This is a genomic window from Leptolyngbya sp. FACHB-1624 (assembly GCF_047649235.1).
GTDB lineage: Bacteria > Cyanobacteriota > Cyanobacteriia > Leptolyngbyales > Leptolyngbyaceae > Leptolyngbya > Leptolyngbya boryana.
Genome location: NZ_CP180258.1, coordinates 3,045,307 through 3,071,670, shown reverse-complemented (window position 1 = coordinate 3,071,670; position 26,364 = coordinate 3,045,307). Strand labels below are relative to the sequence as shown.

The 26,364-nt window shown below is 46.2% G+C and carries 24 protein-coding genes and 1 pseudogene; 12 read left to right on the top strand and 13 right to left on the bottom strand.

The window, feature by feature from the left end; all coding sequences use genetic code 11:
- Positions 1 to 65: 65 nt before the first annotated feature.
- The 3 genes from recJ to ACMUEV_RS14290 are packed head-to-tail and all read right to left on the bottom strand — an operon-like array spanning position 66 to position 4,131.
- The gene (recJ, locus tag ACMUEV_RS14300; protein WP_190653126.1) at positions 66 to 2,012 is read right to left on the bottom strand and encodes a single-stranded-DNA-specific exonuclease RecJ; all 1,947 of its coding nucleotides are present in this window, start codon (positions 2,010 to 2,012) and stop codon (positions 66 to 68) included.
- Between the two features lie 11 nt (positions 2,013 to 2,023).
- Complete coding sequence (locus ACMUEV_RS14295) at positions 2,024 to 3,187, bottom strand: glycosyltransferase (RefSeq protein WP_190653125.1); 1,164 nt, start codon at positions 3,185 to 3,187, stop codon at positions 2,024 to 2,026.
- An 11-nt stretch (positions 3,188 to 3,198) separates the two neighbouring features.
- Positions 3,199 to 4,131 (bottom strand): glycosyltransferase family 2 protein, encoded by a 933-nt coding sequence (locus ACMUEV_RS14290; RefSeq protein WP_190653124.1) that lies wholly within the window; start codon positions 4,129 to 4,131, stop codon positions 3,199 to 3,201.
- 192 nt (positions 4,132 to 4,323) lie between these two features.
- Between ACMUEV_RS14290 and rfbB the strand changes: the two genes are divergently transcribed.
- From rfbB to crtO, 3 genes are all read left to right on the top strand, one after another.
- Positions 4,324 to 5,406 carry a dTDP-glucose 4,6-dehydratase gene (gene rfbB / locus ACMUEV_RS14285; protein ID WP_190653123.1) on the top strand — a complete coding sequence of 361 codons (1,083 nt, stop codon included), beginning with the start codon at positions 4,324 to 4,326 and terminating at the stop codon, positions 5,404 to 5,406.
- Between the two features lie 111 nt (positions 5,407 to 5,517).
- Positions 5,518 to 5,910, top strand: a complete 393-nt coding sequence (locus tag ACMUEV_RS14280; RefSeq protein WP_190653122.1) for a VOC family protein — start codon at positions 5,518 to 5,520, stop codon at positions 5,908 to 5,910.
- Between the two features lie 223 nt (positions 5,911 to 6,133).
- Positions 6,134 to 7,828 (top strand): beta-carotene ketolase CrtO, encoded by a 1,695-nt coding sequence (crtO, locus tag ACMUEV_RS14275; RefSeq protein ID WP_190653121.1) that lies wholly within the window; start codon positions 6,134 to 6,136, stop codon positions 7,826 to 7,828.
- Between the two features lie 62 nt (positions 7,829 to 7,890).
- Here the strand turns inward: crtO and ACMUEV_RS14270 are convergent, their stop codons facing one another.
- From ACMUEV_RS14270 to ffh, 5 genes are all read right to left on the bottom strand, one after another.
- Positions 7,891 to 8,250, bottom strand: a complete 360-nt coding sequence (locus ACMUEV_RS14270) for a KH domain-containing protein (protein ID WP_017288448.1) — start codon at positions 8,248 to 8,250, stop codon at positions 7,891 to 7,893.
- A gap of 5 nt (positions 8,251 to 8,255) precedes the next feature.
- Positions 8,256 to 8,507 carry a 30S ribosomal protein S16 gene (rpsP, locus tag ACMUEV_RS14265; RefSeq protein WP_017288449.1) on the bottom strand — a complete coding sequence of 84 codons (252 nt, stop codon included), beginning with the start codon at positions 8,505 to 8,507 and terminating at the stop codon, positions 8,256 to 8,258.
- Positions 8,508 to 8,638: 131 nt separating this feature from the next.
- Positions 8,639 to 8,986 carry a type II toxin-antitoxin system PemK/MazF family toxin gene (locus ACMUEV_RS14260; RefSeq protein ID WP_017288450.1) on the bottom strand — a complete coding sequence of 116 codons (348 nt, stop codon included), beginning with the start codon at positions 8,984 to 8,986 and terminating at the stop codon, positions 8,639 to 8,641.
- Positions 8,964 to 9,164, bottom strand: coding sequence for a DUF2281 domain-containing protein (locus tag ACMUEV_RS14255; protein ID WP_242044757.1), 201 nt, complete (start codon positions 9,162 to 9,164; stop codon positions 8,964 to 8,966). Before ACMUEV_RS14255 ends, ACMUEV_RS14260 begins: the two co-directional genes overlap by 23 nt.
- 81 nt (positions 9,165 to 9,245) lie before the next feature.
- Positions 9,246 to 10,733 (bottom strand): signal recognition particle protein, encoded by a 1,488-nt coding sequence (ffh, locus tag ACMUEV_RS14250; protein ID WP_017288452.1) that lies wholly within the window; start codon positions 10,731 to 10,733, stop codon positions 9,246 to 9,248.
- 116 nt (positions 10,734 to 10,849) lie between these two features.
- Here ffh and ACMUEV_RS14245 point away from each other — a divergent pair, with 116 nt between their 5' ends.
- From ACMUEV_RS14245 to ACMUEV_RS14230, 4 genes are all read left to right on the top strand, one after another.
- Positions 10,850 to 12,049, top strand: coding sequence for a DUF2252 domain-containing protein (locus ACMUEV_RS14245; RefSeq protein ID WP_190653119.1), 1,200 nt, complete (start codon positions 10,850 to 10,852; stop codon positions 12,047 to 12,049).
- A gap of 42 nt (positions 12,050 to 12,091) precedes the next feature.
- On the top strand, positions 12,092 to 14,317 hold the full coding sequence (locus ACMUEV_RS14240; protein ID WP_190653118.1) for a DUF3488 and DUF4129 domain-containing transglutaminase family protein: 2,226 nt from the start codon (positions 12,092 to 12,094) through the stop codon (positions 14,315 to 14,317).
- Positions 14,318 to 14,403: 86 nt separating this feature from the next.
- Complete coding sequence (locus ACMUEV_RS14235; protein WP_242044755.1) at positions 14,404 to 16,119, top strand: SUMF1/EgtB/PvdO family nonheme iron enzyme; 1,716 nt, start codon at positions 14,404 to 14,406, stop codon at positions 16,117 to 16,119.
- Positions 16,120 to 16,329: 210 nt separating this feature from the next.
- Positions 16,330 to 16,587: a hypothetical protein gene (locus tag ACMUEV_RS14230; protein WP_190653117.1), complete on the top strand. Its 258-nt coding sequence runs from the start codon at positions 16,330 to 16,332 to the stop codon at positions 16,585 to 16,587.
- An 85-nt stretch (positions 16,588 to 16,672) separates the two neighbouring features.
- Here ACMUEV_RS14230 and ACMUEV_RS14225 read toward each other — a convergent pair whose 3' ends face one another.
- A complete protein-coding gene (locus tag ACMUEV_RS14225) occupies positions 16,673 to 17,638 on the bottom strand; it encodes a methylenetetrahydrofolate reductase (RefSeq protein ID WP_190653116.1) in 966 nt (321 codons plus the stop codon).
- A 285-nt stretch (positions 17,639 to 17,923) separates the two neighbouring features.
- On the opposite strand from ACMUEV_RS14225, the gene ACMUEV_RS14220 reads away from it, so the two are divergent.
- Positions 17,924 to 18,412 (top strand): helix-turn-helix domain-containing protein, encoded by a 489-nt coding sequence (locus ACMUEV_RS14220; protein WP_316425929.1) that lies wholly within the window; start codon positions 17,924 to 17,926, stop codon positions 18,410 to 18,412.
- 14 nt (positions 18,413 to 18,426) lie between these two features.
- On the top strand, positions 18,427 to 18,993 hold the full coding sequence (locus ACMUEV_RS14215) for an IS630 family transposase (protein ID WP_415354619.1): 567 nt from the start codon (positions 18,427 to 18,429) through the stop codon (positions 18,991 to 18,993).
- Between the two features lie 424 nt (positions 18,994 to 19,417).
- Here ACMUEV_RS14215 and trpS read toward each other — a convergent pair whose 3' ends face one another.
- From trpS to ACMUEV_RS14195, 4 genes are all read right to left on the bottom strand, one after another.
- A complete protein-coding gene (gene trpS, locus ACMUEV_RS14210; RefSeq protein ID WP_017288459.1) occupies positions 19,418 to 20,428 on the bottom strand; it encodes a tryptophan--tRNA ligase in 1,011 nt (336 codons plus the stop codon).
- Between the two features lie 92 nt (positions 20,429 to 20,520).
- Positions 20,521 to 21,480 carry an aldo/keto reductase family protein gene (locus ACMUEV_RS14205; protein ID WP_190647808.1) on the bottom strand — a complete coding sequence of 320 codons (960 nt, stop codon included), beginning with the start codon at positions 21,478 to 21,480 and terminating at the stop codon, positions 20,521 to 20,523.
- A 68-nt stretch (positions 21,481 to 21,548) separates the two neighbouring features.
- Positions 21,549 to 21,968 (bottom strand): PIN domain-containing protein, encoded by a 420-nt coding sequence (locus ACMUEV_RS14200; RefSeq protein ID WP_190647811.1) that lies wholly within the window; start codon positions 21,966 to 21,968, stop codon positions 21,549 to 21,551.
- Positions 21,969 to 22,268, bottom strand: a complete 300-nt coding sequence (locus tag ACMUEV_RS14195; RefSeq protein ID WP_190647812.1) for a helix-turn-helix domain-containing protein — start codon at positions 22,266 to 22,268, stop codon at positions 21,969 to 21,971.
- Between the two features lie 159 nt (positions 22,269 to 22,427).
- Between ACMUEV_RS14195 and ACMUEV_RS14190 the strand changes: the two are divergent.
- The 3 genes and pseudogenes from ACMUEV_RS14190 to ACMUEV_RS14180 form a co-directional block, all read left to right on the top strand.
- Positions 22,428 to 24,382, top strand: a pseudogene (locus ACMUEV_RS14190) (COR domain-containing protein); the annotation flags it as partial.
- A gap of 276 nt (positions 24,383 to 24,658) precedes the next feature.
- Entirely contained in the window at positions 24,659 to 25,243 is a 585-nt protein-coding gene (locus ACMUEV_RS14185) for a toll/interleukin-1 receptor domain-containing protein (protein WP_242044240.1), read from the top strand.
- 183 nt (positions 25,244 to 25,426) lie between these two features.
- The gene (locus ACMUEV_RS14180) at positions 25,427 to 26,311 is read left to right on the top strand and encodes an alpha/beta fold hydrolase (protein ID WP_190647818.1); all 885 of its coding nucleotides are present in this window, start codon (positions 25,427 to 25,429) and stop codon (positions 26,309 to 26,311) included.
- Positions 26,312 to 26,364 lie beyond the last annotated feature (53 nt).

Genomic DNA, 26,364 nt, shown 5'->3' with positions numbered 1-26,364 from the left:
CAGAAAGTAGAGGGCAGCCTTGAAAGAACGACCGATTTCTTCCGTTTCAGTTCAAGTCTATCAATCTAAATTGCCAAAGCATTCACCGCAGCTTTCACCAGATCATAGTATGGTGCTTGTGAAACATCGACTTCTTGTACTGTTTGATCTGATCTCCCAAGTGTTCCAATTTTCTGTCCTTTTTGGATTACTAAAATATCGCCCTTCGCGTTTTGAATTCTCAACTCTTTTTGATTGAGCATTGTGCAGTGATAGACTCGATCGCTAAATCGAAATTCTGTCTGAGAACTCTGTCCTGGGAATCTCACACCGAGAACTTCAAGTTGGACAGAAACCTGATTATTCCACTCATTCGACTTGACTCGATATGCAACATCTAAGGGGCTTGGTAACGGAAAATACTCACCCCAACGCCACGCGATCGCATTTACTTTTTGCCCCGCAGATTCTAAGACAAGTTTGATATGTCCCTTGCCAATGCGCCGCTGCTCGGTCACTAAAACATTCGGTGTCCAAAATACAGGCTCAGGATTCTCCATCCCGCAAGGATGTAAAACATCAAGCTGTGCATGAAGGGCAAGGTCAATTTGAGTTAAATCTGCTTCAACATCGACTGTGACTAAAGGCTTAAGATGCTCAGGCTTGAGAGATTGATGTGCGAACGTTCTCAAGCGATCGCGGATTTCATCTAAACGATCTGCCTTAAACGAGAACCCACCCGCTGCTTTATGTCCCCCTGATTTCAGCATCAGATCCTTGCAGAATTCTAATGCCTCAAACACATTGAATTCTGGAATACTCCGAGCCGAACCGCGAATATGATCGTCATCTTCGTAAGTTCCAATAAACACGGGAACTCCATAGCGCTCAACTAATCGAGATGCAACAATCCCAATCACACCATGATGCCAATCTCGCTTTACTAGCAGTAATACTCGATCGGCTTTTGCATCAAATGAACTATCTTCGTAATACTCGATCGCTTCTTTCTCAATCTGTTCGCAAAGTTGCTGCCGTCGCTTATTCTCGATCTCACACTTCATTGCTTGTTCTAGAGCAACGCCGTCATCATCAGTAACAAGTAGCTCAATCACAACTTGCGGATCGCCAATTCTCCCGATCGCATTAATTCTTGGCCCTAACCGAAACCCGATCGCTTCCGGCTTCAAATTTTTCTCATTGCTCAATCCTGCAATTTGAATCAAGGCTTGAATTCCAGCCATCTTAGACTTAGGTAAAAGCTGTAAGCCTCGTTTGACCCATCGGCGATTTACCCCGGTTAAAGGTGCTAAATCTGCGATCGTTCCCAATGTAAATAGCTCTAGCAAAGAGTTCTGCAACTCTCTCGTCTGTCCAAAACTCTGAGCTAAACAGAGCGCCAACACATAAGCGACTCCCACCCCTGCCATACTTCGATAAGGTGACTCTTCTGCAATCAGCTTCGGATTGAGAATTGCATTTGCATTTGGAAGCTCTGGAGGGAGATCATGGTGATCCGTCACAATGATCGTTAAACCTAGCTCTCTAGCACGTTCGATCGGTTGATGGGCGGCAATTCCATTATCAACCGTGAGAATTATTCCTACGCCTTCCTCGTAGAACTCTTCTACAATCCGAGTGTTGATCCCGTAGCCTTCACTCATCCGACTGGGGATCGCATAATCGACTCGTCCACCTAAGTATCGCAATGCTCTGAGTAGCAATGCTGTACTCGTCATTCCATCCGCATCATAATCTCCACAGATGGCAATCCGAGTTTTGTCATTAATCGCATTGATCAAGAGTTCTAAGCTCACAGCTAAATCCGGAAAATCTTCCAGTGCAGACGGCAACTCTTGCTGTGGATCGAGAAATTCTTGAATGTCCTCGAAAGTTTCTAATCCGCGATTGAGCAGAACTTGCGTTAACAGTGGAGAGCGATTTGTCTCTAAGGCAAGCTGAATCGCTCGATCGCTTTGATCGGGATGAATATACCAACGTTGATCTGGAATACGCGATCGCGAAAGAGACATACGCTGAACATTTAAGGAGACGGAAACGATTGTACTCCTGAACGCTGCGATTTCGGATCAAATTCCACTTGATTTTTGATTGCTTCCGCAAAACGATGAGCCAATAGCGCATTCGTATAATTCTGATGCACCGATTTTCGTCCTGCTTCGGCTAAAGAAACTCGAAAATCTGGCTCTACAATTAATCTTTCAAGCGATCGAGCAAGCGCGATCGCATCTCCTTCTGGAAAAACTACTCCACCTTGAGTCGCTTGAATCAGATACGGAATTTCTCCTGAGTCAGACCCTACCACCGCTGTTCCACAGGCCATCGCTTCAATAATGACTCGTCCAAATTGCTCTTTCCAATTTGATCGCGTCTCAGAGGGTAAGACGAGAATATCTAACTCAGAAAGATAGTTTGGTGTTTCTGTAAACGGGACAAAACCATGTTTTTCAATGCGATCGCTTAAATTCAGCGATCGAGCAATCTGATCAAATTCTGGCTCAAATTCTCCGCTTCCAATCAGAACAAATCGCCACGGCAAATGTGCAATTTCTCCAAGTGCTAGTAATAATGTCTTCAAGCCTTTCTGTTCAACAATTCGCCCCACATATCCAATTAAGATTTCGTCAGGTCTAGACTGCTGTTCTCTGGGATAGTAAATCGCCGGATCAACCCCTGAAGGTAGCAAAACACTTTGTCCAGTAAAACCTTTTTTTCGCATCACTGCTTCTGCACTGTGCGATCCTGGAAACATCACATCTGTATGTTTCAAGATCCAGCGCTCCATTTGTCGAAAAGGAACTGGATAGTTCTTAAAAATGTTCTGCCAAGTAAAAAAGCCAATGGACTTACGAATAGTGAGATAGTTTGCTAAATAAATTTGCAGAGTGACTAACGCATAAGGTTCTTGATGCACATAGATAAAATCAGGAGCTAAATCTCGCAACAGGTTGAAAAATAAAGACCGATAAATGTGTAATGGAATACTCCCTGATTTCCAAACAGGTAGACTAATAAGCTGTCCTGTAAAGTCTTTCCATCGCTCCACTGTACGGACGCGATTATATTCATCTTGCCAATTACTGGGAACAACGATCGTAATCTCCCAACCCGTTTGCCGTTCAACTTCAGCATAAAACTGCTGTACAACGGGAATCGTACAGGAATGATTAATAATTAATAGCTTCATACGTCAAAACTTTAGGTTACAAGTTCATAGGCTGGAGTACGTTTAACTTTATGCCATTTGTAGTAGGTCGTCCACTTCAACGCTTTACGATCGCGCCAAAGCACTGAAAAATTCCTGCGTAGTTCTGCCAAAATCCACCCCGCTCCAAACTCACTTTCGATACCTTGTTGTTTGCGGTATCGCTGATGCTTATAGCTGTAAACCAAAAGTCTTGCTGGAATACTCAAGAGCATCATGAAGAGTGGCTCGTTATAAACCGCAGCAAAACATTTATTCCGGCAGCCATTTCTGAGCGCAATTAAATCGTTGCGTCCGATCGGAGATTGGTGATGAATGATGCCTGCATCGGGAAGATAGACGACGTAAAAACCACGATCGAGCATCCGTTTACAAAATTCTGGCTCCTCATAATAAGCCGCGAACACTTCCCGATAGCCTCCTAGCTCTACAAATAGCTCGCGCCGCAGTAAGCTTCCATATCCAATAAAAGTTGGGGCGTAGCATCGATAACTTGCGGGTGCAGGCTGTCCAGGTAACAATTCTCCTCGCTCATTGGTTTGAGACAGTGCTACAGCCCCGACTTCTGGACTTGTTTCTAACACTTGGATTGCGGCATAAATGCTACTCGCACTGAGTAACTGAGCATCATCATCAAGACAGAACAAATACGGTGCATTTGCGCGCTGTGCAAGTTCATTCCGAGTTGCAGGAATCCCGCGATTCTGCGCATGGCGGAAAAACTGAATTTTAGAGACAAGGCTAGGATGAATTTCTTGAAGAACCCGATCCGCGATCGCGATTTCCGAAGCATCATCGATCACAATGATCTCAAACTCGATCGTATCGAGTAATACTAATGAATTGAGACATCGGATCAAATCCGCTGGACGATTCCGAGTTCCAACACAAATAGAAAGCTGAATAGCGCTCACAGATTTCATCATAACTAGGGTCTTAACGACTCGTAACCTAATGTGAGAGATTAAATATGTTCGTTCATCTTTCTAAGGGAAGGCTTTAATGCACACAGTCAAGATTGTCTATCCCAATAGGCATAATGTTAAAGTCTTAGTTTCAATCATTAATTAAGCGATAGCACGAGAATAATATTTGATTCAGTTGATCAGAGCCAAGCTATGCAAACGTTTCTTGTCACCGGTGGAATGGGTTTTATTGGCTCTAATTTTGTATTGAAGGCTTGCAAAGAACAATGGGCAAGCATTATCAACCTCGATAAGCTTACATACGCTAGTAATTATCAGACTCTCGCAGAGTTAGAGCAGCATCCTGACTATACTTTTGTTCGAGGAGATATTTGTGATCTTGAATTACTTAAGGATTTGTTGGAGCAGTACAAGCCAGATGCAATTGTGAACTTGGCCGCAGAAAGTCATGTCGATCGCTCAATTTTGCATCCACATGCATTCATTGAAACCAATATTCTAGGCACATTTCGTCTTCTCGAAGCGAGTCGAGCGTATTGGGAGAAATTGCCAACTCAGAAGCGCGATAGCTTCCGGTTTTTACAGGTTTCAACTGATGAGGTCTATGGCTCCCTCAGCCCAACTGAGCCAGCATTTCGGGAAGATACGCCTTACGCACCGAACAGTCCTTATGCTGCTTCTAAAGCTGGTGCTGATCATTTAGTTCGCGCTTATTATCACACCTATGGCTTACCAACGCTGACGACAAATTGTTCTAACAATTATGGGCCACGCCAATTTCCGGAAAAGCTCATCCCCTTGATCATTCTCAATGCTCTTAATAGAAAGCCTCTCCCGATTTACGGAGATGGGCAAAACATTCGAGACTGGCTCTATGTTGACGATCATTGTGATGCACTCTATCAAGTCTTGCAGTATGGACGACCTGGAGAGACTTACAACATTGGTGGAAACAATGAACAAACGAATCTTGCAGTAGTTAATCAGATTTGTCTCGTGTTGGATCAACTGGCTCCCAAGGCGAATTTTCAACATGCTGAACTGATTACCTTTGTTAAAGATCGTCCCGGACACGATCGCCGTTATGCCATCGATAACAGTAAAATTCAGCGTGAGCTAGGCTGGGAACCCAAAGAAAGTTTTGCCAGTGGCTTACTCAAAACAATTCAGTGGTATCTCAATCACACTGATTGGGTCGAACAAGTCCAATCTGGAGCGTATCAGGCTTGGATTGAACAGAACTACGGCGATCGTAATTCTTCAACTGCTGTATAAGCCTGCTTCTGGATGAAAAAACTCGAATAGAAGTGCGATCGCGATAAATCTGGGTTGCAAGTCGAACTCATAACGAGTATGATTTAGGCAACAAAGATTTCAGAGGTGACTATGAACTTCTATCGAATTGAACATATCAACAAGGTTTGTCAGAACTTAGAAGCAACCTTGCAGTTTTACCAAACCCTCTTTCCTGATTGGTTTATCCGTGCCCAAGAACAGTCAAACGACATGAGTTGGCTGCATTTTGGTAATCAGCAATTCTATCTCTCACTCTACGAACGACCCAACGCATCTCAAGCCAGTCCACTTCATACCGGAAATATTGATCACATCGGCTTTGTGATTGCAGATGGCAAAAAAATGACCGCGTTACTAGAAGCAAACGGAATTGAATATATGCTTGAGGATTCTCCAGAAACCAAGTACCGCATCTATGTAAAAGATCCCGATAGCACATGGCTAGAACTCGTAGAGTATAAAGAAAATTACGAACTGCGATAGCAATTCCGATGTTGACTCTTGATTGAGGGAAAAATTGGCTAGCAAGAGTTTTCGCGGTTTAAAAAAGTACAAGCGAGCTCGCCTCTCTTTTGGCAGATTTTTTACTACTCAAAAGTGCAACTTCTTAGTGATTCGGAGCTTTCAAGATTGACTGTAGGATGTACCGTGCGATCGTAACTCACGCACGCGCGACTCTTGAAGTTAATTTCTAACAGTATTTAACATGCAAAGCTACGACGCGATCATTATTGGTGCAGGGCATAATGGCTTAGTCTGTGCTGCCTACCTCCTCAAAGCAGGCTATAGTGTCCTACTGCTTGAAAAAAATTCCATTCCAGGCGGGGCAGCGACGACAGAAGAACTGATGCCAGAAGACGCTCCTGGATTTCTGTTTAGCCCTTGTGCGATCAATCATATTTTTATTCATTTAGGACCCGTTGTTGAAGAATTAGAGCTCGAAAAATACGGGCTGGAATATCTATTCTGTGACCCAGTTGTGTTTTGCCCTCATCCAGATGGCAAGTACTTTTTAGCGCATCGCTCAGTCGAGCAAACCTGTGCTGAAATTGCACGATTCAGCCCCCGTGATGCTGCCAAATATGCTGAGTTTACTGACTTCTGGCAGCGGGTGATTGGAATGCTGACTCCGATATTTAATGCTCCTCCCAAGTCGATCGTGGATATGGCAGGCAACTACGACATCAGTAAAATCAAAGATATGATGTCATTGATGGGGTCAGGAGACAAAACGCTGGATCTCATCCGCACCATGTTATCTAGCCCGCTTGATGTGATCAATGAATACTTTGATTCAGAGTTTTTGAAAGCGCCTCTCGCAAGACTTTCTGCTGAACTTAGCACCCCGCCTTCCCAAAAGAATATGGCAGTGGGTTCAATTATGATGTCATTGCGGCACAATCCGGGTATGGCACGTCCCAAAGGTGGAACTGGGGCACTCACGCAAGCGTTGGTTCGATGTGTGCAGGATCTCGGTGGTGAAATTCGGATGGATCAGCAGGTGCAACGGGTTTTGATCGATGATGGAAAAGCGGTAGGAGTTCGGCTTACTAATGGTCAAGAATATCGATCGACGATGGGAGTGATATCGAGCCTGGATGTTCAAAGACTATTTTTACAATTGATCGATGAGCGCGATGTTGATGCAGCAGATGCTGAATTGCGAGAACGAGTTTCTCGTCGCATTGCCAACCACAATGAAGCCATTCTCAAAATTGATTGTGCTTTATCAGAATTGCCTCGCTTTGAACATCACAATCATCAAGATCAATACTGGATGGGTTCAGCGTTGATTGCAGATTCGGTCACTCAAGTAGAGCTTGCCCATACTGATCCGAATATTGGCAGAATTCCAATCGATGATCCGTCGATATATATGGTCTTGCCATCTTTACTAGATCCATCCCTAGCTCCAGAAGGTCAACATACACTTTGGATTGAATTCTTTGTGCCGTACCAGATTGCAGGAGCAGAAGGCACTGGGCTAAAAGGAACAGGATGGACAGAAGACTTAAAAAATCAAGTCGCAGATCGTGTTCTCGATAAACTGGCTGAATACACCCCCAATCTCAAATCTTCAATCATTGCCCGTCATATTGAAAGTCCACCAGAACTAGAGCGCCGGATTGGAGTTTCAAAAGGCAATTACTATCATCTGGATATGAGCTTTGATCAAATGATGTTTTTCCGCCCATTGCCGGAACTTGCGAACTATAAAACCCCGATCGAGGGACTCTTTCTCACAGGTGCAGGAACTCATCCCGGCGGATCAATTTCAGGCTTGCCAGGACGCAACTGTGCGCGAGTCATTTTGCAAACGGAACATCCTGTCTCTCAAACGCTATCGGATACAGGTAATGTGATCAAATCAGCTGCAAAATCTTTGTTTAGTCGATCGTAAAATACTTCAAAAGCTTCGCAAATTCGATTCGCGAAGCTTACAAGTTGACCGATTCACACGAATTAATTTTCTCGCGTGGGTCGTTTGGGAGCATCAGTGCGGGGAGTCGGTCGCCCTTGAGGGCGATCGCGTCTGGGAGGGCGATCCTCAGAATCTTCTCGACCGCTCCCGTAAACATCCAGATTTACCGTCTGTCCTGCCGCCTTCGCAACACCCTCGATCGTAGTCCGAATTGCCTGCACATTTCGTCCACCTCGACCAAAGACACGCCCTTTGTCCGTGCCTTCAAACGCTAAACGAATCCAAATCCGCGATCGATTGGCGAGCACCTCACAGTCGATTTTCAGCGCATCTGGCGTTTCGAGAAAAGGTTCAACAAGAAACCGGATCAGTCCGGCATAATCTGGAGTCACAGGTTTCACAAGAATTACTCAGCTTTCAATTGCTCAAGTACATTGTTTTTGAAGAGGATATCGCGAACTGTATCCGTCGGCTGTGCGCCTTTCTTCATCCAATCCAAGATCTTCGGAACATCTAAACGGACTTCATCTGATCTGGGATTATAAAATCCAACTTCTGCCAAGGGGCGACCATCGCGACGAGTGGTACTTTGAGCAACAACAATCCGATAGCTGGCTTCACGCTTTTTACCAAAGCGCTTTAATCTCAATTTGAGCATAACTAGAACCGAGGACTCCTTTCTGATAGTTTCAACGTGATATGGCGGAATTGCCACACTTCCCGGAATAGTCATCCTAACACGGTGCGGGGAAATTAGAGACACTCACTCTATTACTTACCGCAAGGCTGCTAAATTCCTAAGATTGTTTGTAAGAGTTGATGCAGATCTTGCTGATCAGAAGATTGCAAAGTTCCGAGTTTACGAATCACTAATTTTTGTTCGATCGTTGTAATCGCAGGTTTAATCATTGAAGCTTTTAACAAGCCTGCGGACTGCCAATCTTGAATAATCAAGTCTCCAAATCGGGGAGTTGAAATTTGACTTGTAACTGCAATGAGAATTAGATCTGGATGGGCTTGATGATACGCTCCAGAACTAATCACAACGGCAGGACGCTTTTTGTTTGTGGATTGGTCGCTGAGGGGAAAAGGAACAAGTAAAACATTCCCGAATTCATAAGTTGTCGTACTCGGCATCGTCGGGATTATCCCAAATCTTCTGAAAAACGGGTTCTGAAAGCTGAGTTGAGATCGCAGTGAGCTGCTGATTCTCTTGCTCTCGTTGCGATAAGAAGTCAATAAAATTCTCGACTTCAGCTATCTTTTCAGGTGAGAGTTGCTGGAGCTTAACTAGTAGTCGCTGTTCGGAAGTCATTGAGGTTTCCATCGCGTTTCAAGTGAGTGATAGACCAACGCAAGAATATTGTGAGGCTGACGTTGGTCTTGAATTCAAACTCTACAGATTGCCGAAGCCTTTTTTCTTCTTATCTTTGCCGCCTTTTTTCTTCTTCCCGCCTCCGCCTTGATAGCCTCTAAATCCAGGCTGGGGTGGACGCATTCCACCACCCGTTCCGCCAAATGGATTTCCACCCCCAAATGGATTGGGCATTCCACCCATCGGACCCATTCCAGGAAAACCCATCTGACCTGAACCCATTTGTTGCATCAGCGATCGCATTCTTTGGAAATTCGTCACCAATTCGCTGACTTCCTTGTCAGAATGCCCGGAACCCTTGGCAATCCGTTTCCGACGACTGGGAGAGTTGGCAAGCAGATCGGGATTTTTCCGTTCCTCGACCGTCATGGAGCCGATCATCGCTTCGGCTTTTTTCAGTTGTTCTTCACCTTTGGCAAGCTGTTCTTCGTTCACCATCTTGCCCATGCCAGGAATCAGCTTCATGACACCGCCGAGCGATCCCATGTTCTTCAGCAGGCGAGTTTGCTTGAGGAAGTCAGAGAAATCGAATTTTGCAGATAGAATCTTCTCCTGCATTTTTTCGGCTTCTGCCATGTCCACTTCTTCCCGCGCTTTCTCAACGAGGGTCAGGACATCGCCCATGCCCAAAATCCGTGAAGCCATCCGGTCAGGATAAAACGGCTGTAATGCGTCAACTTTCTCACCGATCCCGATGAATTTGATCGGCTGTCCAGAAATTCGCCGTACCGAGAGTGCCGCACCCCCGCGAGTATCCCCATCCATTTTGGTAAGGATTGCACCCGTTACGCCGATTTGCTCATGGAAGGTGCGAGTCAGGTTAGCGGCTTCTTGACCCGTCATCGCATCGACGACGAGCAGGGTTTCGTGCGGCTCGATCGTATCTTTGATCCGCTTCAATTCGCCCATCATGGATTCGTCAATCTGCAAACGTCCGGCAGTATCGACGATCACGACATCAAAGCCATCGGCTCTCGCTTTTTCAACCCCTTGACGTGCGATTTCTACGGGGTCGGCATCTTTCCCCATGTCAAATACGGGGATATTAATTTGCTTACCGAGTGCGATTAATTGGTCGATCGCAGCAGGTCGGTAAACGTCGGTTGCGACTAACAATGCTTTTTTATCTTCTTTTCTTAAATGCAGCGCCAGTTTTGCAGTTGCAGTCGTTTTACCTGTCCCTTGCAAACCCGCCATGAGTACGATCGTGGGAGCGGTTTCTGCTTCAGCGAGGGGCACATTGGCATCGCCCATCACTTTGACCAGTTCGTTATAGACGATTTCGATAAACTGCTGGTCGGGACGAACGCCTGCAATGACTTCTGCACCGAGTGCATTCTGTTCAACTTCTGCGACAAAATCTTTGACGACTTGCAGATTCACATCTGCTTCAAGGAGCGCGCGCCGAACTTCCCGCAGCGCGTCTTTGACATTCGATTCAGAGATTTTGTCTTGACCGCGAACTTTTTTCCAGGCTTGTTCTAAGCGATCGGCAAGAGCGTCAAACATAGGAGAAATTGATCAGAAGATATCCTTCTCAGAGTAGCGTGTTTCCAGCACAATCGCGAAGTCGAGAAACCCGTCCGAATCCGTTAAATTAGATTGTCCTGTTTTTATTTCTCCAAATGTCAAATCAAACTGTTGTCGATCGCATTCATGAGTTTAATCAGGGACGCGATCCTGAACTGCTGAAACTCAAATATCAAACGATGGCAAAAAATGCGTTTTCGTTTTTGCGAGGAACTTGTCATCTGTTTTATCAGGATTTACCAGTTGAAGGCATTTTTGCCTCTGCACCGCCTGTTTGGAGTTGTGGCGATCTGCATTTACAGAATTTTGGCAGCTTCAAGGGAGACGATCGCTTAGTTTATTTTGATGTCAATGATTTTGATGAAGCGCTCTTAGCCCCTTGCACCTGGGATGTTGTGCGGTTTTTAACGAGTGTGATTGTTGGCGCTCATACGCTCAATATTGACGATGAAACAGCGATCGCACTTTGCCGTTGCTTCCTCGAAACTTATATCAAAGAACTCTTGACCGGAAAAGATCGAACTGTTCATGGTGAAGTGTCAACCGGGTTAGTTCGGGAATTGTTACTAGGATTGAAAACGCGGAAACGCAAAGACTTTCTAGATGAACGAACGGAACTGAAATCAAAAGTGCGATCGCTCAAACTCATTGAAGGCAAAACGAAACCCGCGACAGAATCCGAGCGTGAAAGGGTAATAGAAGCGATCGCAGAAAGCACTCAAACATATCCAGAACCAGAGTTTTACACAATTCTCGATGTGATGCATCGAATTGCAGGAACCGGAAGTTTGGGACTCGAACGCTATGTGATCTTAGTCGAAGGCAATGGCTCACCCCATCAGAACTATCTATTAGATCTAAAGCTATCTCGATCGTCTTCCTTGCAAGCCTATACTCCGTGCCTACAGCCTGATTGGAACAGTGAAGCAGATCGCATTGTTGCTATTCAAAATCGATTTCAAGAATCTCCGCCAGCCTTGTTACATGGATTAACCATTGCAGAAAAATCTTACGTCTTACGCGAACTTCAACCGACTGCCGATCGCGTTGACCTCGATAAAAGCAATGGCAAAATAAAGCGATTGAAAAAAGTGATCAAAACGATGGCAGAAGTCACAGCTTGGGGACAAATGCGCAGTACAGGGCGACAAAAATCAGCGATCGCAGATGATCTCATCACATTCGCTGAAACTGCTTCGGTCTGGCACGATTCTCTACTTGACTATGCTCGATCGTATGCCGTACAAGTTGAGCGAGACTACGCAGAATTCAAAGCACAGGTCACTGAAGGCTAATCAAGGGGTACTCTGGGGGTTGGAAATTCACTCTTTTCTCCCATGAAAAACTGGTGGCAACAGTTCAAACCCCGAATTCAAGTCATTCCAGAAATTCAGCCTGAAGACTCGATTTTGTTTCGAGTACTCGCCCAATCGCTCGTCACGATTGGAATTTTGGCAATTGACTTAGCCGCAGAAACTCACATTGGACTGTGGGCAATTCCGCTGAGTGCAATTGGGGCGAGTTGGAGTTGGTACTGTCGTCGCAAAAAGAATACTGGATTTAAATTCTTACTGGCGATCGCGATGATGGTCGCATTACTCACGTTTTTTAGTAAGCTACCGACGGCTTGGCAGACGGGCGATACTCGGCTCGTTTTAGCAGAATTTCTCATTCAAGTGCAGGTTTTGCATACATTCGATTTGCCGCGCCGCAAGGATTTGGGTTACTCGATGATGATTGGGCTTGTGTTGCTCTCGCTCGCAAGTACTTTAAGTCAAACGATGCTCTTTGGTGGCTTGCTGGTTGCCTTTTTAGCGATCGCGCTTCCGACGTTGATGTTGGACTATAGTTCACGGTTGGGCGTGAGTGATGTCAAAGTCGATCGCAGTCGATTGCAGAAAATTACCTTTGGTAAGCTGCCAATGATTTTCGCGATCGTCGTTGCTTTGGGATTAGTATTTTTTCTGCTGATGCCACGGTTTCCTGGCTATCAACTGAGAATGTTTCCTGTAAGTGCGCCTATAACGGTTCAGGAAAGATTTGATAATCAAGAGATTAGAACTCCAGGTGCAGGTCGAAGCGCTTTAGAATCACAAGTCCGAGGCGGAGGAAGTTCAGCGCAACGGGGAGAAGTGCGCGATCGCAGTGATGAGCTTTACCCAGGCTTTGGAAACAGCATTAGTCAAAATCGCCGCAAACCTTTGAAGCCACGGGTGATCATGCGGGTGAGATCGCAGATTGAGGGATTTTGGCGGGTGATGGCATTCGATCGCTACACCGGACAAGGGTGGGACGTGTCTCGCAATGCTCAAACGAGAACGATTAAGCGGACACCTTGGTCATATCGATTCTTTCTTTCGCCTCCGGTGACGATGAGCGAGACAAAAGAAGTGATTCAGACGTTCACGATTTTGTCTGATCTGCCGAATTTAATTCCGGCGCTTTCGGCTCCTCGGGAATTGTATTTTCCAACCGATGAGATTGCGATCGATACTGAATTCGGTCTGCGATCGCCTGTTGAATTGCATTCTGGCATGACTTACAGCGTGGTTTCAGATGTGCCTTATCGCAATCGCACTCTGCTACGGTTGAATTCGCTCAAAGCAAAGTATCCAGAAAATAGCCCCTATTTGCAACTTCCAACTCGGCTGAAGCAACGATTAGCAGAGGAAACAGAGCGAATTTTAGCAACGTCTGAGAAACCGATTGATTCAGATTATGAGAAAGCGCTCTATCTGGGTCAATATCTGAAACAGCGCTATCGGATTCAAGATTTTCAAGAACTGAAACCGGGCGAAGATGTGGTTGAGGCATTTTTACGCAATCAAGGCGGCGATCGCGATCATTTCTCAACGACGTTAACGTTGATGTTGCGATCGATTGGAGTTCCGGCTCGATTAGTCGCGGGCTTTGCACCTGGAGAATTCAATCCGTTTACGGGGCTGTATATTGTTCGCAATACGGATGCTTATGCGATTACAGAGATTCAAGTGCCGCGATCGGGTTGGTTTACGATCGATCCGATTCCTGGACATGAGTTAATTCCGCCTTCGGTAGAGGAGTATCAGCCGTTTAGCTTGGTGCAACGGTTTTGGAGCTGGGTGGCAGGATGGTTGCCTTCTCCGGTTACGGCTTGGTTTGCTGAAATTTTCAAAATTGTCAGAACTACGCTCTCTGGGTTCTTCGGTTTGCTGAATCAGGGCTTATCAGGTTTCTTTCAGGCTTCGATTATTTTGTTTAGTCTTGGATTCTTGGGTTGGCTGAGTGTGCAGGGCTGGCAAAGATGGCGACAGTATCAGCACATGAAGCGCTTGCGACCGATGGAGCGGCTTTATCAGAATATGCTGAACCAGTTAGCAAAGCAGGGCTTTCAGAAACATTCTGCTGAGACTCCATTGGAGTATGCGCGACAGGCAAAGCGAACTCAACAACCGGATCGGGCTGCTGTGATTGAAGAAATTTCTCAGGCTTATGTGAGTTGGCGCTATGGTCGAGTGGTGCCGGATTTGCCGGAGTTGCAGCGGAAGTTGAAGGAGGTGATGAAACGGCGATCTCGGCGTTAGTAGATAATTGTGCTGAACGACTCGCTTCTCTCGTAATAAAACGCACCCTACAATAAGTAAAGCCCTCTCACCGACGAATTTTCTCAATGGTACGTGCTGTTAATGTTTTCGTTTCTTATTCGCATGAGGATGAGCCGCTTAGGGTAGAACTGGGGAAGCATTTGAGTTCGTTGCGGCGGAGTCGTGCGATCGCGGAATGGCACGATCGTAAAATTGATCCGGGGGCGGAGTGGGCGAAGGAAATCGATCGGAATCTCAAATCTGCTGATGTGATTTTGTTGCTGATTAGTCCGGCTTTTATTCACTCAGACTACTGCTCTAGTGTGGAGTTGACGCAGGCAATGGAGCAGCATGAGGCGGGGACGGCTTGTGTGATTCCGATTATTTTGCGCGCTTGTGATTGGGAAAATGAGCCGTTTGCGAAGTTGCAGGCATATCCGAAGAATGCGAAGCCTGTGACGAGTTCGGAAAATCGAGATGAGGCGTTTCTGGATATTGTGCGAGGGGTGCGGGGTGCGGTTCAGCGGATTGCAGAACGCTTGAAAGAGATTTCGACTTCAGAAGAGGTGGGTCGAGAGACGGACACGATCGTGCAAGAGATTGTCGAGTCGGGGCAGGGAGAGGCTCAGTATCGAGAAGAGGTGTTGTTTGTTCTGAGTCAGGATGGGGGTGAGATTTCGCCTGAGAGTCGGATTGTGCTGGAGATTTCGCGCAAGAGTTTTCAGCTTTCTGAGGAGCGAGCAAAAGCGCTAGAAGCTGAGGTTCTTCGCCCGTTTCAGGAGTTTCGAGAAGCAGCGATCGCGCTAATCAAGCCTCAAGGATCAGTCACACCGAGAATTCAATCATTGCTCGATCGAGCGCAACAGAGACTAAATCTGAGCGATGCAGATGCGGCGGCAATCATTGAAAATGTTCTGGCTTCGATCTCAAAACCCGTGATTGTTGTTCCTCCAAAGTCATCACTGCCGACTTTTAGCTTTGAAGTGATTACGGTCAACGATCGAGGACAGGAAATCGATCGTCGTCAAAGTCAAGCGAGTTACCGTCGAGAAGAACTCGCGAAAGGTGTCTTTCTCGATATGGTTTCTATTCCAGGTGGAACCTTTTGGATGGGTGCGGCAGAGGGAGAGTTAGAAGCAAAAGATAGTGAGAAGCCGCAGCATCAAGTCACGATCGAGCCTTTTTTCATGGGTAAGTATGCGGTGACTCAAGCGCAATGGAGCGCGATCGCTCAATTGCCCAAAATCAATTGGGATCTCAACCCAGATCCGTCCAATTTCAAAGGCAATAATCGACCTGTTGAGCAAATCTCTTGGGATGACGCGATCGAGTTTTGCGATCGCTTAACTCGAAAAACGGGAGAGCGATACCGATTACCGAGTGAGGCTGAATGGGAATATGCGTGTCGGGCAGGAACGACGACCCCGTTTCATTTTGGAGAAACGATTACGCCTGAGTTAGTCAACTACAGCGGCGATTACACATATGCGAATGCAGCAAAAGGGAAATATCGCAAAACAACGATCGAGGTAGGAAGTTTTCCTCCGAATGCGTTTGGACTGTATGAGATGTACGGAAATGTGTGGGAATGGTGTGCTGATCCGTGGCATGACAGCTATGTAAATGCGCCTGTGGATGGTCGTGTTTGGGAAATGGGAAGCGACTACAGAGTATTGCGGGGCGGCTCCTGGAACCGCTATCCGTGGTATTGCCGTTCTGCGACTCGCTACGATTATGATGCGGGGTTTCGCGGCAGCTACATCGGTTTTCGCGTTGTGTGTTCTGCGCCGAGGACTCTGTAGCCCTTTGCTCTCTTGCCTTTTAGCCCTTTGCTCTTGTTTCTTTTCTCTTCTTATTCGCGCAGAGCGCGATCAAATTTTTTGAGCATTTTGGGATGATTTGCGATCGATGAATCAACGATCGTCATTGACGATTCATTAGATGACGATCGTTGATTCATCGATCGTGAGGAATTGAACATCAAGCGTAAATGTTCGAGCTACGTTAGAGATATGTTGATCATCATCAGCGAAGATTTGAACATCCAGCGTGAATGTTCGAGCTACGTTAGGGATGTATCGATCGACGTTCGCGAGGAATTGCGGCTCAAGCGTGAATGTTCGATCGACATTGACGCTTCATCGATCGAGGTTCGCGAGGAATTGAACATCAAGCGTGAATGTTCGATCGACGTTAGAGATGTATTGATCATCATCAGCAAAGATTTGGACATCAAGGGTGAATGTTCGATCGACGTTAAAGGATTTTGAAAAGTATCAACAATTTCCTCGCTTCGTTCTATCCCGTCCCGGCATTCCATTCCGGGACAGGTGAATGCTATGGAAGATAAAGAATCTAGCTAAGAGTTACTGCTGAGATTAGTTCAGTTTGCTTTGCGATCGCTGGAATACCCGCAAGATCTAAAATCTCTGGAATTAAGTCTTCGCGCTTCACTGCCATCATATGCACACCCTGACAGACCTCTTTTGCAAGTTTGACTTGCTCAGCCGCAATTACCATTCCTTCGCGTAAAGGATCAGAAGCTTTTTCTAAGCGATCGATAATATGGTCTGGAATATTCACCCCTGGAACCGCCCGATTAATAAACCGCGCATTTTTTGCCGACTTCAGTAAGAAAATTCCAGCTAACACAGGCTTATTGCAGCCCGCAGCGATCTCATTCATAAATTTATCCAATCGCTCAAAATCAGTAATCAACTGACTCTGGAAAAACTGTGCCCCTGCTTGTACTTTCCGCTCAAATCGTCTCTGTAACCCTGACCAACTCGCACACTGCGGATCAACCGCTGCCCCAACAAACAGATCCGTCTCTCCATCCGTCAATTCTTTATCGTTCCAATCACTGCCGCCATTGAGCTTACTAATCATCTGCAACAAGCGCACTGATTCAAGCTCAAACACCGCCTTCGACTCAGGATGATCCCCTGCTTTTAGCGGATCACCCGTTAAAGCTAAAACATTCCGAATCCCCAAAGCATGAGCACCGAGCAGATCCGCTTGTAGCCCGATCGCATTTCTATCCCGACAAGCAACTTGATAAACAGGTTCAATTCCTTGCTGCAAAAGCAATGCTGCCGAAACGAGCGAAGACATCCGCATCACAGCCCGACTGCCATCGGTAATATTGACCGCATGTACCCTTCCCTTAAGCACTTGTGCCATCTGCACCATATGAGTTGGATCAGTGCCTTTGGGAGGCGCAACTTCAGCAGTGACAAGAAATTCGCCATTTCGAGCGGCTGTACGGAAGGCAGAAAGCGGGGCGTGACCGAGGGGCTGTGAGATTTGAGGATAGGTCATGAGCAACGATCGTTAAAAGTGCAACTTCTTGACTAGCGTATCGGGGAACGTTGAGAGGTTTGAAGTTTTTTCGCGAAACTTTTACAGAATCGGCAAGAAAATCGAGCGTAATTAAATCTTTACACAATACTTACACTAAAAAGGATTGCATCTGTTTTGTATAAAAAGTACCGAGACCGATCCGAAATCCTTCGTACTGCGACGATCTAACGCAAATGGTAATACCAAATCTCCAAAATATGACTACAGATGATATAACTCAGATGTAGCATTCCGTCAGCGACGATGGCAGGCGTTTACAAGCTAGAGATTCAAGAAAGCGCTGAAGAACTGAAACAACTACTCAGGGCACAAACCACGGCGACAGGTAAAGAACGGCTCCAGGTGCTGTATCTGTTGCAAACGAAGCAAGCGAAGACCGTACAAGCAGCGGCTGAATTGATTGGGCGCAATCGTGTGACGGTTCAAGGCTGGTTGCAGCACTATCGGAGTGGCGGCATTGCGGCGCTGTTGATGAGCAGAAAGCAAACCGGGCGACCGCGCAACCTACCGCAATGGGCAGAACAAGCGCTCTTCAAGCGGTTACAAGAGCCAGAGGGATTTGAGAGCTATCAAGCCATCTGCGACTGGCTAGAGACCACGCTGGGTCTGAGTGTTCCCTACAAGACCGTGCATAAACTGGTCTATCAACGACTAGGAGGATTGCCTAAAGTTCCTCGCCCCCAGAGCATCAAGCAATCCAAAGAGCAGCTAGAGGCATATAAAAAAACTTAGGCGCAAACTTGGCAATGTTGGTGTGGTTCAGCCTCAATGTCCTCGGTATCAAACGCCGAGTGCGCTTCTTCTGCCAAGATGAAACGCGCTTTGGACTCAAAACGGTGAGTGGGCGAAAGATCACTGCCAAAGGAGTCAAACCAATCGGCAAGGTGCAATGGCAGTTCAAGGCAACCTATCTCTATGGCATCGTCGAACCGCAAACCGGAGCCTCCTTTTTCTATGAGTTCTCCCATCTCAATACTGATTGCTTCCAAATCTTTCTTAACTTGGTCGCTGCACAATTCCCAGAAGACTGGCTGATTGTGCAACTCGATAATGGCGCGTTTCATAAAGCCAAACGCCTGCAAGTGCCTGACAACATTGTGTTGCTGTTTCAACCGCCGCATTGTCCTGAGTTAAACCCGATTGAGCAGGTTTGGCAATATCTCAAGCGGCGGTTTCGCTGGCATCTGCCCAAGACTTTAGAGGAGTTGCGACAGTGGATGACTCAGAAAATTCAGGCATTGTCTCCGGAGACGATCGCATCAATCACAGGGCGAGCATCCATTCTAGAGGCACTATCTGTAGCCGGAATTTAGAGATTTGGTATAAAAGCCGTATTTTCACTAAATAATCTTCGGCTTGCCCCTTCTATTTACTCAGTTTATACTGGCAGCCTAGAAAAAACATGGGTTTATCTCTAGTATAAAATGTAGTGTTTTGCATAATTTCTACTCAGGTCATCTACTGAAGCCTATCTGCAAATCGAGATACCTTGGCAGGTCAAAGCCAAGCGAAGTCTCTGAAAGACTGAGTGAAAAGTTTGATTCGAGGAATCAGTCGAATTTTTGCGGACTTTAGTATTGATGAAACAAGTCTCAAATAATCTCTCCTCATGTTTTCATAGCAGTCCTAAATTGGTTGTGAAATGGGGGAAGAGGGGCAATTTTCTCTACTCCCTCATTCCCCCAACTGGCAAGATCTGACAAATCAAACAGCAGTGTTATACACAGTTGCAGTTCTTTAACTAGGAAGCGTATATCCCATTGCTTTTTTCACTTTATTCAAAGTTTGGTTCGCGACTTCAGAAGCTTTCTCTCTTCCCGATCGTAGAACAGACTCTAAGTAGCTTTGATCGGCTCGAATTGCGTGATATTTTTCCTGAATCGGTTGAAGCGCCGCGATTGCGGTTTCCGTCAACAGCGGTTTGAATTGTCCCCAGCCCATGTCTTTACACTCTGCTGCGACTTCATCCTTGGGTTTGCCAGAGAGCAACATGTACAGCGTGAGTAAGTTGTTGCATTCTGGACGCTCTGGATTGCCGAATTCTAGACCTCGAACTGGGTCAGTTTTGCAGCGTTTGATTTTGTTTTGAATCACATCCGGCGGATCGAGCAGATTCAGGCGGCTCAGTTCGGACGGGTCAGATTTTGACATTTTCTTGGTGCCATCGGTCAGACTCATCACCCGCGCGCCATCGGCTCGGATCAGAGGATTGGGACGTTTGAGCACCGGAGCTTCAGGAGTCGCGAATTTGAAATTAAAGCGATCGACTAAATCGCGCGTTAATTCCAAATGCTGTTTTTGATCTTCGCCCACTGGGACTTTATCCGGCTCATACAGCAAGATGTCTGAAGCCATCAAAACCGGATAAGTCAATAAGCCTGTGCCGACATCTTGCCCTTGTTTGATGCGCTTTTCTTTGAACTGGATCATGTCTTCGAGCCAGTTGAGCGGAGTGATGCAGCTTAAGAGCCATGCGAATTCAGCATGAGCGGGGACATGAGATTGAACAAAAATGGTTGTGTGTTCTAAATCAAGTCCGCACGCAAGATAGAGTGCCGCAACTTCGTAAGTGTTTTCTGCCAGCGTTGTACGATCGTGCGGGACGGTAATAGCGTGCAAATCAGCAAGGAAAAAATAGTTGTCGTACTGGTTTTGCCCTTCGACCCAGTTACGAATGGCTCCCAAATAGTTGCCAAGATGAAGATTTCCGGTGGTTTGAACGCCAGAAAGAACACGCTGCTTAGTCATACAATTAGAATTAGTCGCCCGTCGTTACTCAATGAATTTAGCAAACTCTTGGCGACTAAATCCTGATTTTTTGGCTAATCTGCAATTCAGACTTACCGCGTCGCTGTCGCAGCGAGAGCAGGCTGCAAAATCCGATCGATTTCTTGTAATTCTGCTGCACTCAACGTCACATCAGAAGCCGCTGCATTATCTTCCACTTGCTCAGGACGACTCGCCCCAATAATTGCACCTGTTACTTGCTGATCTCGTAGCACCCAAGCGAGCGCCAACTGTGCCATCGAGATATTCAGCTCTTCCGCGATCGCGCTCAAATCCTGCACCGCGCTCAAAATTTGATCGTTGAGAAAATCTCCCATAAATCCATTCATCTGGCTATTTGCTGCACGCGAATCTTGAGGTGGAGCTTCACCCGGCTTGTACTTTCCGGTCAATACCCCTTGGGCAAGCGGCGACCAAACAATCTGTCCAATTCCGTTGGCAGCACATAAAGGAAAGACTTCCGCTTCGGGCTTCCGCCATAGCATCGAGTATTGAGGTTGGCTCGAAACAAACTTCGCCACATTCGGAAGATTTAAAGCGGCTTGAATCTGAGATGGACTCCACTCGCTAAAGCCAATGTAGCGAGCTTTCCCCTGTTGAACGACTTCGGTTAAAGCAGTCATCGTTTCTTCTAAAGGAGTGTTCTCGTCATAGCGATGACATTGATAGAGATCGACGTAATCCGTTTTCAAGCGCTGAAGCGACGCATCAATTTGTTTGCGAATTTGAGCGGCAGACAATCCTTGATCCGTGTCGGACATGGGAAAGTACACTTTAGTTGCTAGAACGTAGGAAGAACGATCGATCCCCTGTAAAACTTCTCCCAAAAACGATTCGGCTGATCCTCTACCATAGACATTCGCCGTATCGATAAAGTTAATCCCAACGTCAAAAGCTTTATGCACACAAGCTTCAGCATTTTGTCGCTCAACTCCGCCGCTATAAGTGAGCCAAGAACCTAGAATAATTTCTGAAACATTGAGATCGCTATCTCCTAACCTACGATATTTCATAATGATTTCCTTTTCATCAAACCGAACCATATTAGAAGGTATTTTGTTTTGCCTCCTCTATCGGATGGTTAGTCTACCCAATTTTCAATTCTTAAGCCTGGAAATTGACGAAAATGCCGTATGTTGCGAGTCACTAATATGGCTTGATTTGCAAGCGTAATACTCGCAATAAGTAAATCAGCACGACCAATTTTTCTGAGATTACGGAGTGCAACAAGTTGCTCAAACTGTTCTGCTGCTGCCTGATTAAATGGAACAACTAGAATTTGTGACAGCAAAGCTTCAGTTTCGGAAAAAAGATTTTGAGCGCGGAGTAATTCTGTTCCTGTTGTTGCTTTGAGGATGTAATCGATTCTTCCGCGCAACATTTCAGCTTTTGTGACGATCGTGGTTCCAGTATCCGGATCACCCACAGTTTTAAATCGTTCTGCGACTCTGGCATTTCCTGCATATAGGTGAGTCAGCGTATCGGTGTCCAATAGATACATTTAAGCGTCTTGGTTCTCATCAACTTCTGGACGACCTCGATCGCGATAAATCGAATCTCTCAGTTCAGCAAGAGTTTCATCATGAGCAAGCGCACCAATTTGCTGAAGGAGTGCAGTGTGACTGTTTGGTGTTCGGAGCCAGTCGTCGATCGCAGACTTGAGAAATCGCCACTCATTTTCAATATTCCGTCCTGGTAGACTGCCTTGTATTGCTTGGCGTTCGACGACTTCTGGTGACAGGCGCAAGTAGGCAGCCGTTTCTTCGAGGGTGAGAACTTCGGTAGAAGTGGCAAGAACCATAGAACTTTTCAGAATAAGCGTTGGTTCAATTTTATCGTTTTCCAGAGATGTAGTATCAGGTCGCTGTAGAAAACGAAGCTTTTTCTGGAGATATGCCCAATCGCTTCTTCTACTCTCAGAAAATTTTGTAAAGTATAACTGAACACTAGGATTCAGACGATGCCAGCCAACTCTCGTACTTTCTTAGCGAGTCCAGAAGGAATCGATCGACTCAATGCAGCAAAAGCAAAACTTAATCTGACCCATGCGGTGATCGCGCAACGAGCCGGGGTTAGTGTGGATACGGTGAGACGATTGTGGCAAGGAAGGCGAGTGAGTGAAGCGAGTGTGACTACGATCGCACAGGCTCTAGGGTTGTCACCAGAAGAGATTGTATCCGAAGAGGAATGGCATTCTGAGGCAAAACGGCGAATTCAAGAGGCACTGTTGAGTAATGCGAACGTACTAGATTTACCTGGTCTTCAGCTAACAACCGTTCCTGTCGAATTGGGACAACTCGTGAACCTGACACGGCTTGACCTCTCCAACAATCAATTGACAAGTATTCCTGCCGAATTGGGACAACTTGCAAATCTGGCAGTGCTTCACCTCTCCAACAATCAATTGACGACGGTTCCCGCCGAATTGGGACAGCTTGCAAATCTGACACGGCTTGACCTCTCCAACAATCAATTGACAAGTATTCCAGCAGAACTAGGACAGCTTGCAAATCTGACAGTGCTTGCTCTCTACAACAACCAATTGACGAGTATTCCAGCAGAACTGGGACAACTTGCAAATCTGGAATCTCTTTTTCTCGACAACAATCAATTGACAAGTGTTCCGGAATTTATTACTCAACTCTCTAAGCTCGAAGACATTGACTTAAGTGATAATGCACTTAGCTATCTGCCAGAATTTCTAAAGTATCTTCCTGACTTGCATATATTGTGTCTTCACAACAATACGCAGCTTGCAATACCAACTGAAATTCTTGGTGCCTCTTGGAGCGATATCGAGTATGGCGCTGATCCAGCCAATCCCCAAGACATCCTAGACTACTACTTCCGCACCTTATCTAAAACAGATCGACAACCCTTAAACGAAGCCAAGCTCATCCTAGTAGGCTTCGGTAACGTCGGCAAAACCTCGCTCATCAATCGTCTCATCCACAACAAATTCGATCCAGATTCTAAAAAGACTCAAGGCATTCAAATCACTCATTGGAATCTGCAACTCAACGACACCGAAGAGATCAAACTCAACGTGTGGGACTTTGGCGGGCAAGAAATCATGCACTCTACCCATCAGTTCTTTCTCACAGAACGCAGCCTGTATCTCCTCGTCCTCAATGGTCGCCAAGGTCACGAAGACTCCGACGCGGAATACTGGTTAGAACTGATTCAGAGCTTTGGCAGTAGCTCTCCCGTCATCGTCGTTCTTAACAAAATTAAAGACCATCCCTTCGATGTCAATCGCAGCGCTCTCAAGCAAAAATTCCCCAACATCTGTGAGTTCATCGCCACCGATTTTGAAGCTCAGATCGGCACGGAGCAACTCCGAACCGCGATCGAACGAGAAACCGATCGCTTAGAACATCTCCGACTAGTCTTTCCGACCAGTTGGTTTGAGATCAAAAACCGCCTCACCCTGAGCACAAAAAACTACATCCGATTTGAAGAATATCGATCGATCTGTGCAGCAGACGGCGAAATGGATGCCAGCGCTCAAGACTCACTTGCCACCCATCTCCACAACCTCGGCATCGCACTCAACTACAAAGACGATCTGCGCCTACGCGGAACTCACGTCCTCAATCCCCACTGGGTCACAAGTGGCATCTATCAACTCCTAAACGCCCCCGAAATCACCGCAAACAAGGGCGAATTAACCACCCAAATCTAGCTCAAACGCTCGATCGAGAAAGCTATCCCCCAGAATGCTACGACTTTCTACTAGAACTGATGCGAAAGTTCGAGCTATGCTTCCGTTTCCAAGAAGACGAAAACCGTTACCTCATCCCCGATCTACTCGACAAGCAGCAACCTCCCGAAGCCGAAGCCTTCCACCCTGCCGAATGTCTCAATTTCCGCTATGAATATCCCATCCTGCCAGAAGGCTTACTTCCCCGCTTCATTGTTCGCACCCATGTCTTGAGTCCGCCTCACCTCCGTTGGCGTACAGGTGTCATTCTAGAATTTGAAGGCAATCAGGCACTTGTCAAAGCAGATCGAAACGATCGCGCTATTACGATCAATATCAATGGTGCGATCAATAGTCGAAATCGCCTGCTTGGAATTATTCGATCGGACTTCGATCGTATCCATAGCAATTTCAAATTCAAACCCGAAGAAAAAGTCCCCGTCCCCGCCCACCCAGAAATTCTCCTGAACTATCAAGACTTGATTGTGATGGAGAAAAACAATCTCAGAGAATTTCCGCATGTGATTAACGGAAAAGTAATTACTCTCAAAGTCCAAGATTTACTCAAAGGCGTTGACTTAACTGACACTCGCAGAAGGAGACCCGATGCAGGATTCCGAGATCAAGCCCTACGATTGTTTTATAGCTACTCTCACAAGGATGAAGCCCTCCGCGACGAATTAGAAGTCCGTCTAAAACTCCTCCAACGCAATAACTTAATTCAACCGTGGCACGATCGTCGAATTTTACCCGGAGCCGATTGGAAACACGAGCTAGACACAAATTTAGAAAGAGCCGATATCATTCTGCTGCTTATCAGTTCTGACTTCATTGCTTCAGACTACTGCTATGAAATCGAGGTCGAACAAGCCCTAAAAAGACACGAAGCAAAAGAAGCGATCGTGCTTCCGATTTTAATCCGTCCGGTAAACTGGAACGCGATTCCGTTTAACCATCTTCAAGCTCTCCCCCCTGACTTAAAAGCCGTTACACAGTGGACAGATCGAGACGCTGCTTGGCTAGCGATCGAACAAGGCATTGAGAAGGTCATCCGTGAGAAACTTCACCGATAAGCCTTCACGGTCAGGCATTGCTGAAGATTGGTATGAAGATCACAGATCCTCATAGACTTCCGAGGTTTTGAAATCTCGGAAGTCTCGCCCTCACAATTTCTCACAAGACTCTAAGATTTGAGAATCGGGCAGAAAATGGCAAAAATATGAAACGATTAGATAGAATCAATTTCTGCATCGGCAATGTTTGAAAGCTTTTTACCGTCCGAAGTCTCCCAACTCACTGAAGAAACCTCGATCGCGCTAGCCCGCCAAATTCGGCGCGCTCCCATTCCAACTTCAATCAGCTTGGAATCGATTGAAACTGCATATGTGCATCAAGGCGAAGGCGGAATCCCAATTCTCTTACTCCACGGTTTTGATAGTTCAGTATTTGAATTTCGGCGATTGCTTCCTCGGCTTGCAAGCCATCATGACACTTGGATTGTTGATTTACTCGGATTTGGGTTTACCGATCGCCCAATCAATACGCCATTCAGCCCAGAAGCCATCAAAACGCATCTCTATGATTTTTGGAAGGAGAAGATTGCGCGTCCTGTAGTTTTAGTCGGTGCATCAATGGGAGGCGCTGCTGCGATCGACTTTGCTCTAACTTATCCTGAAACAGTTGCAAAACTGGTCTTACTCGATAGTGCAGGTTTTGCGGCTGGCCCTGCAATCGGTAAATTTCTGATTCCTCCGCTCGGCTATCTAGCAACTGAATTTCTCAGAAAACCGAATGTGCGGCGCAGTGTCAGTTTGAAAGCATATTGTGATGCGAGCTTTGTCACGGAAGATGCTGAACTCTGTGCTGCATTGCATCTTAAACTCTCTCGCTGGAATGAAGCTTTAATTGCGTTTACCAAGAGCGGCGGCTATAACTTTTTGAGCAATAAAATCTCTCAAATCGCTTGTCCTACCTTGATTCTCTGGGGTGACTCTGACCAAATTTTAGGCACAAAAGATGCAAAAAAATTTGAAAGCGCGATCGCGAACAGTAAGCTGATCTGGATCGAGCAATGTGGACATGTTCCCCACCTTGAAAAACCAGAAATTACTGCTCAACACATCCTTGATTTTGTGGCGTAATGAAAACTGGCATAAGTGATTCGCTCTTTCAAAGCTTGACCTCGCACAATCAA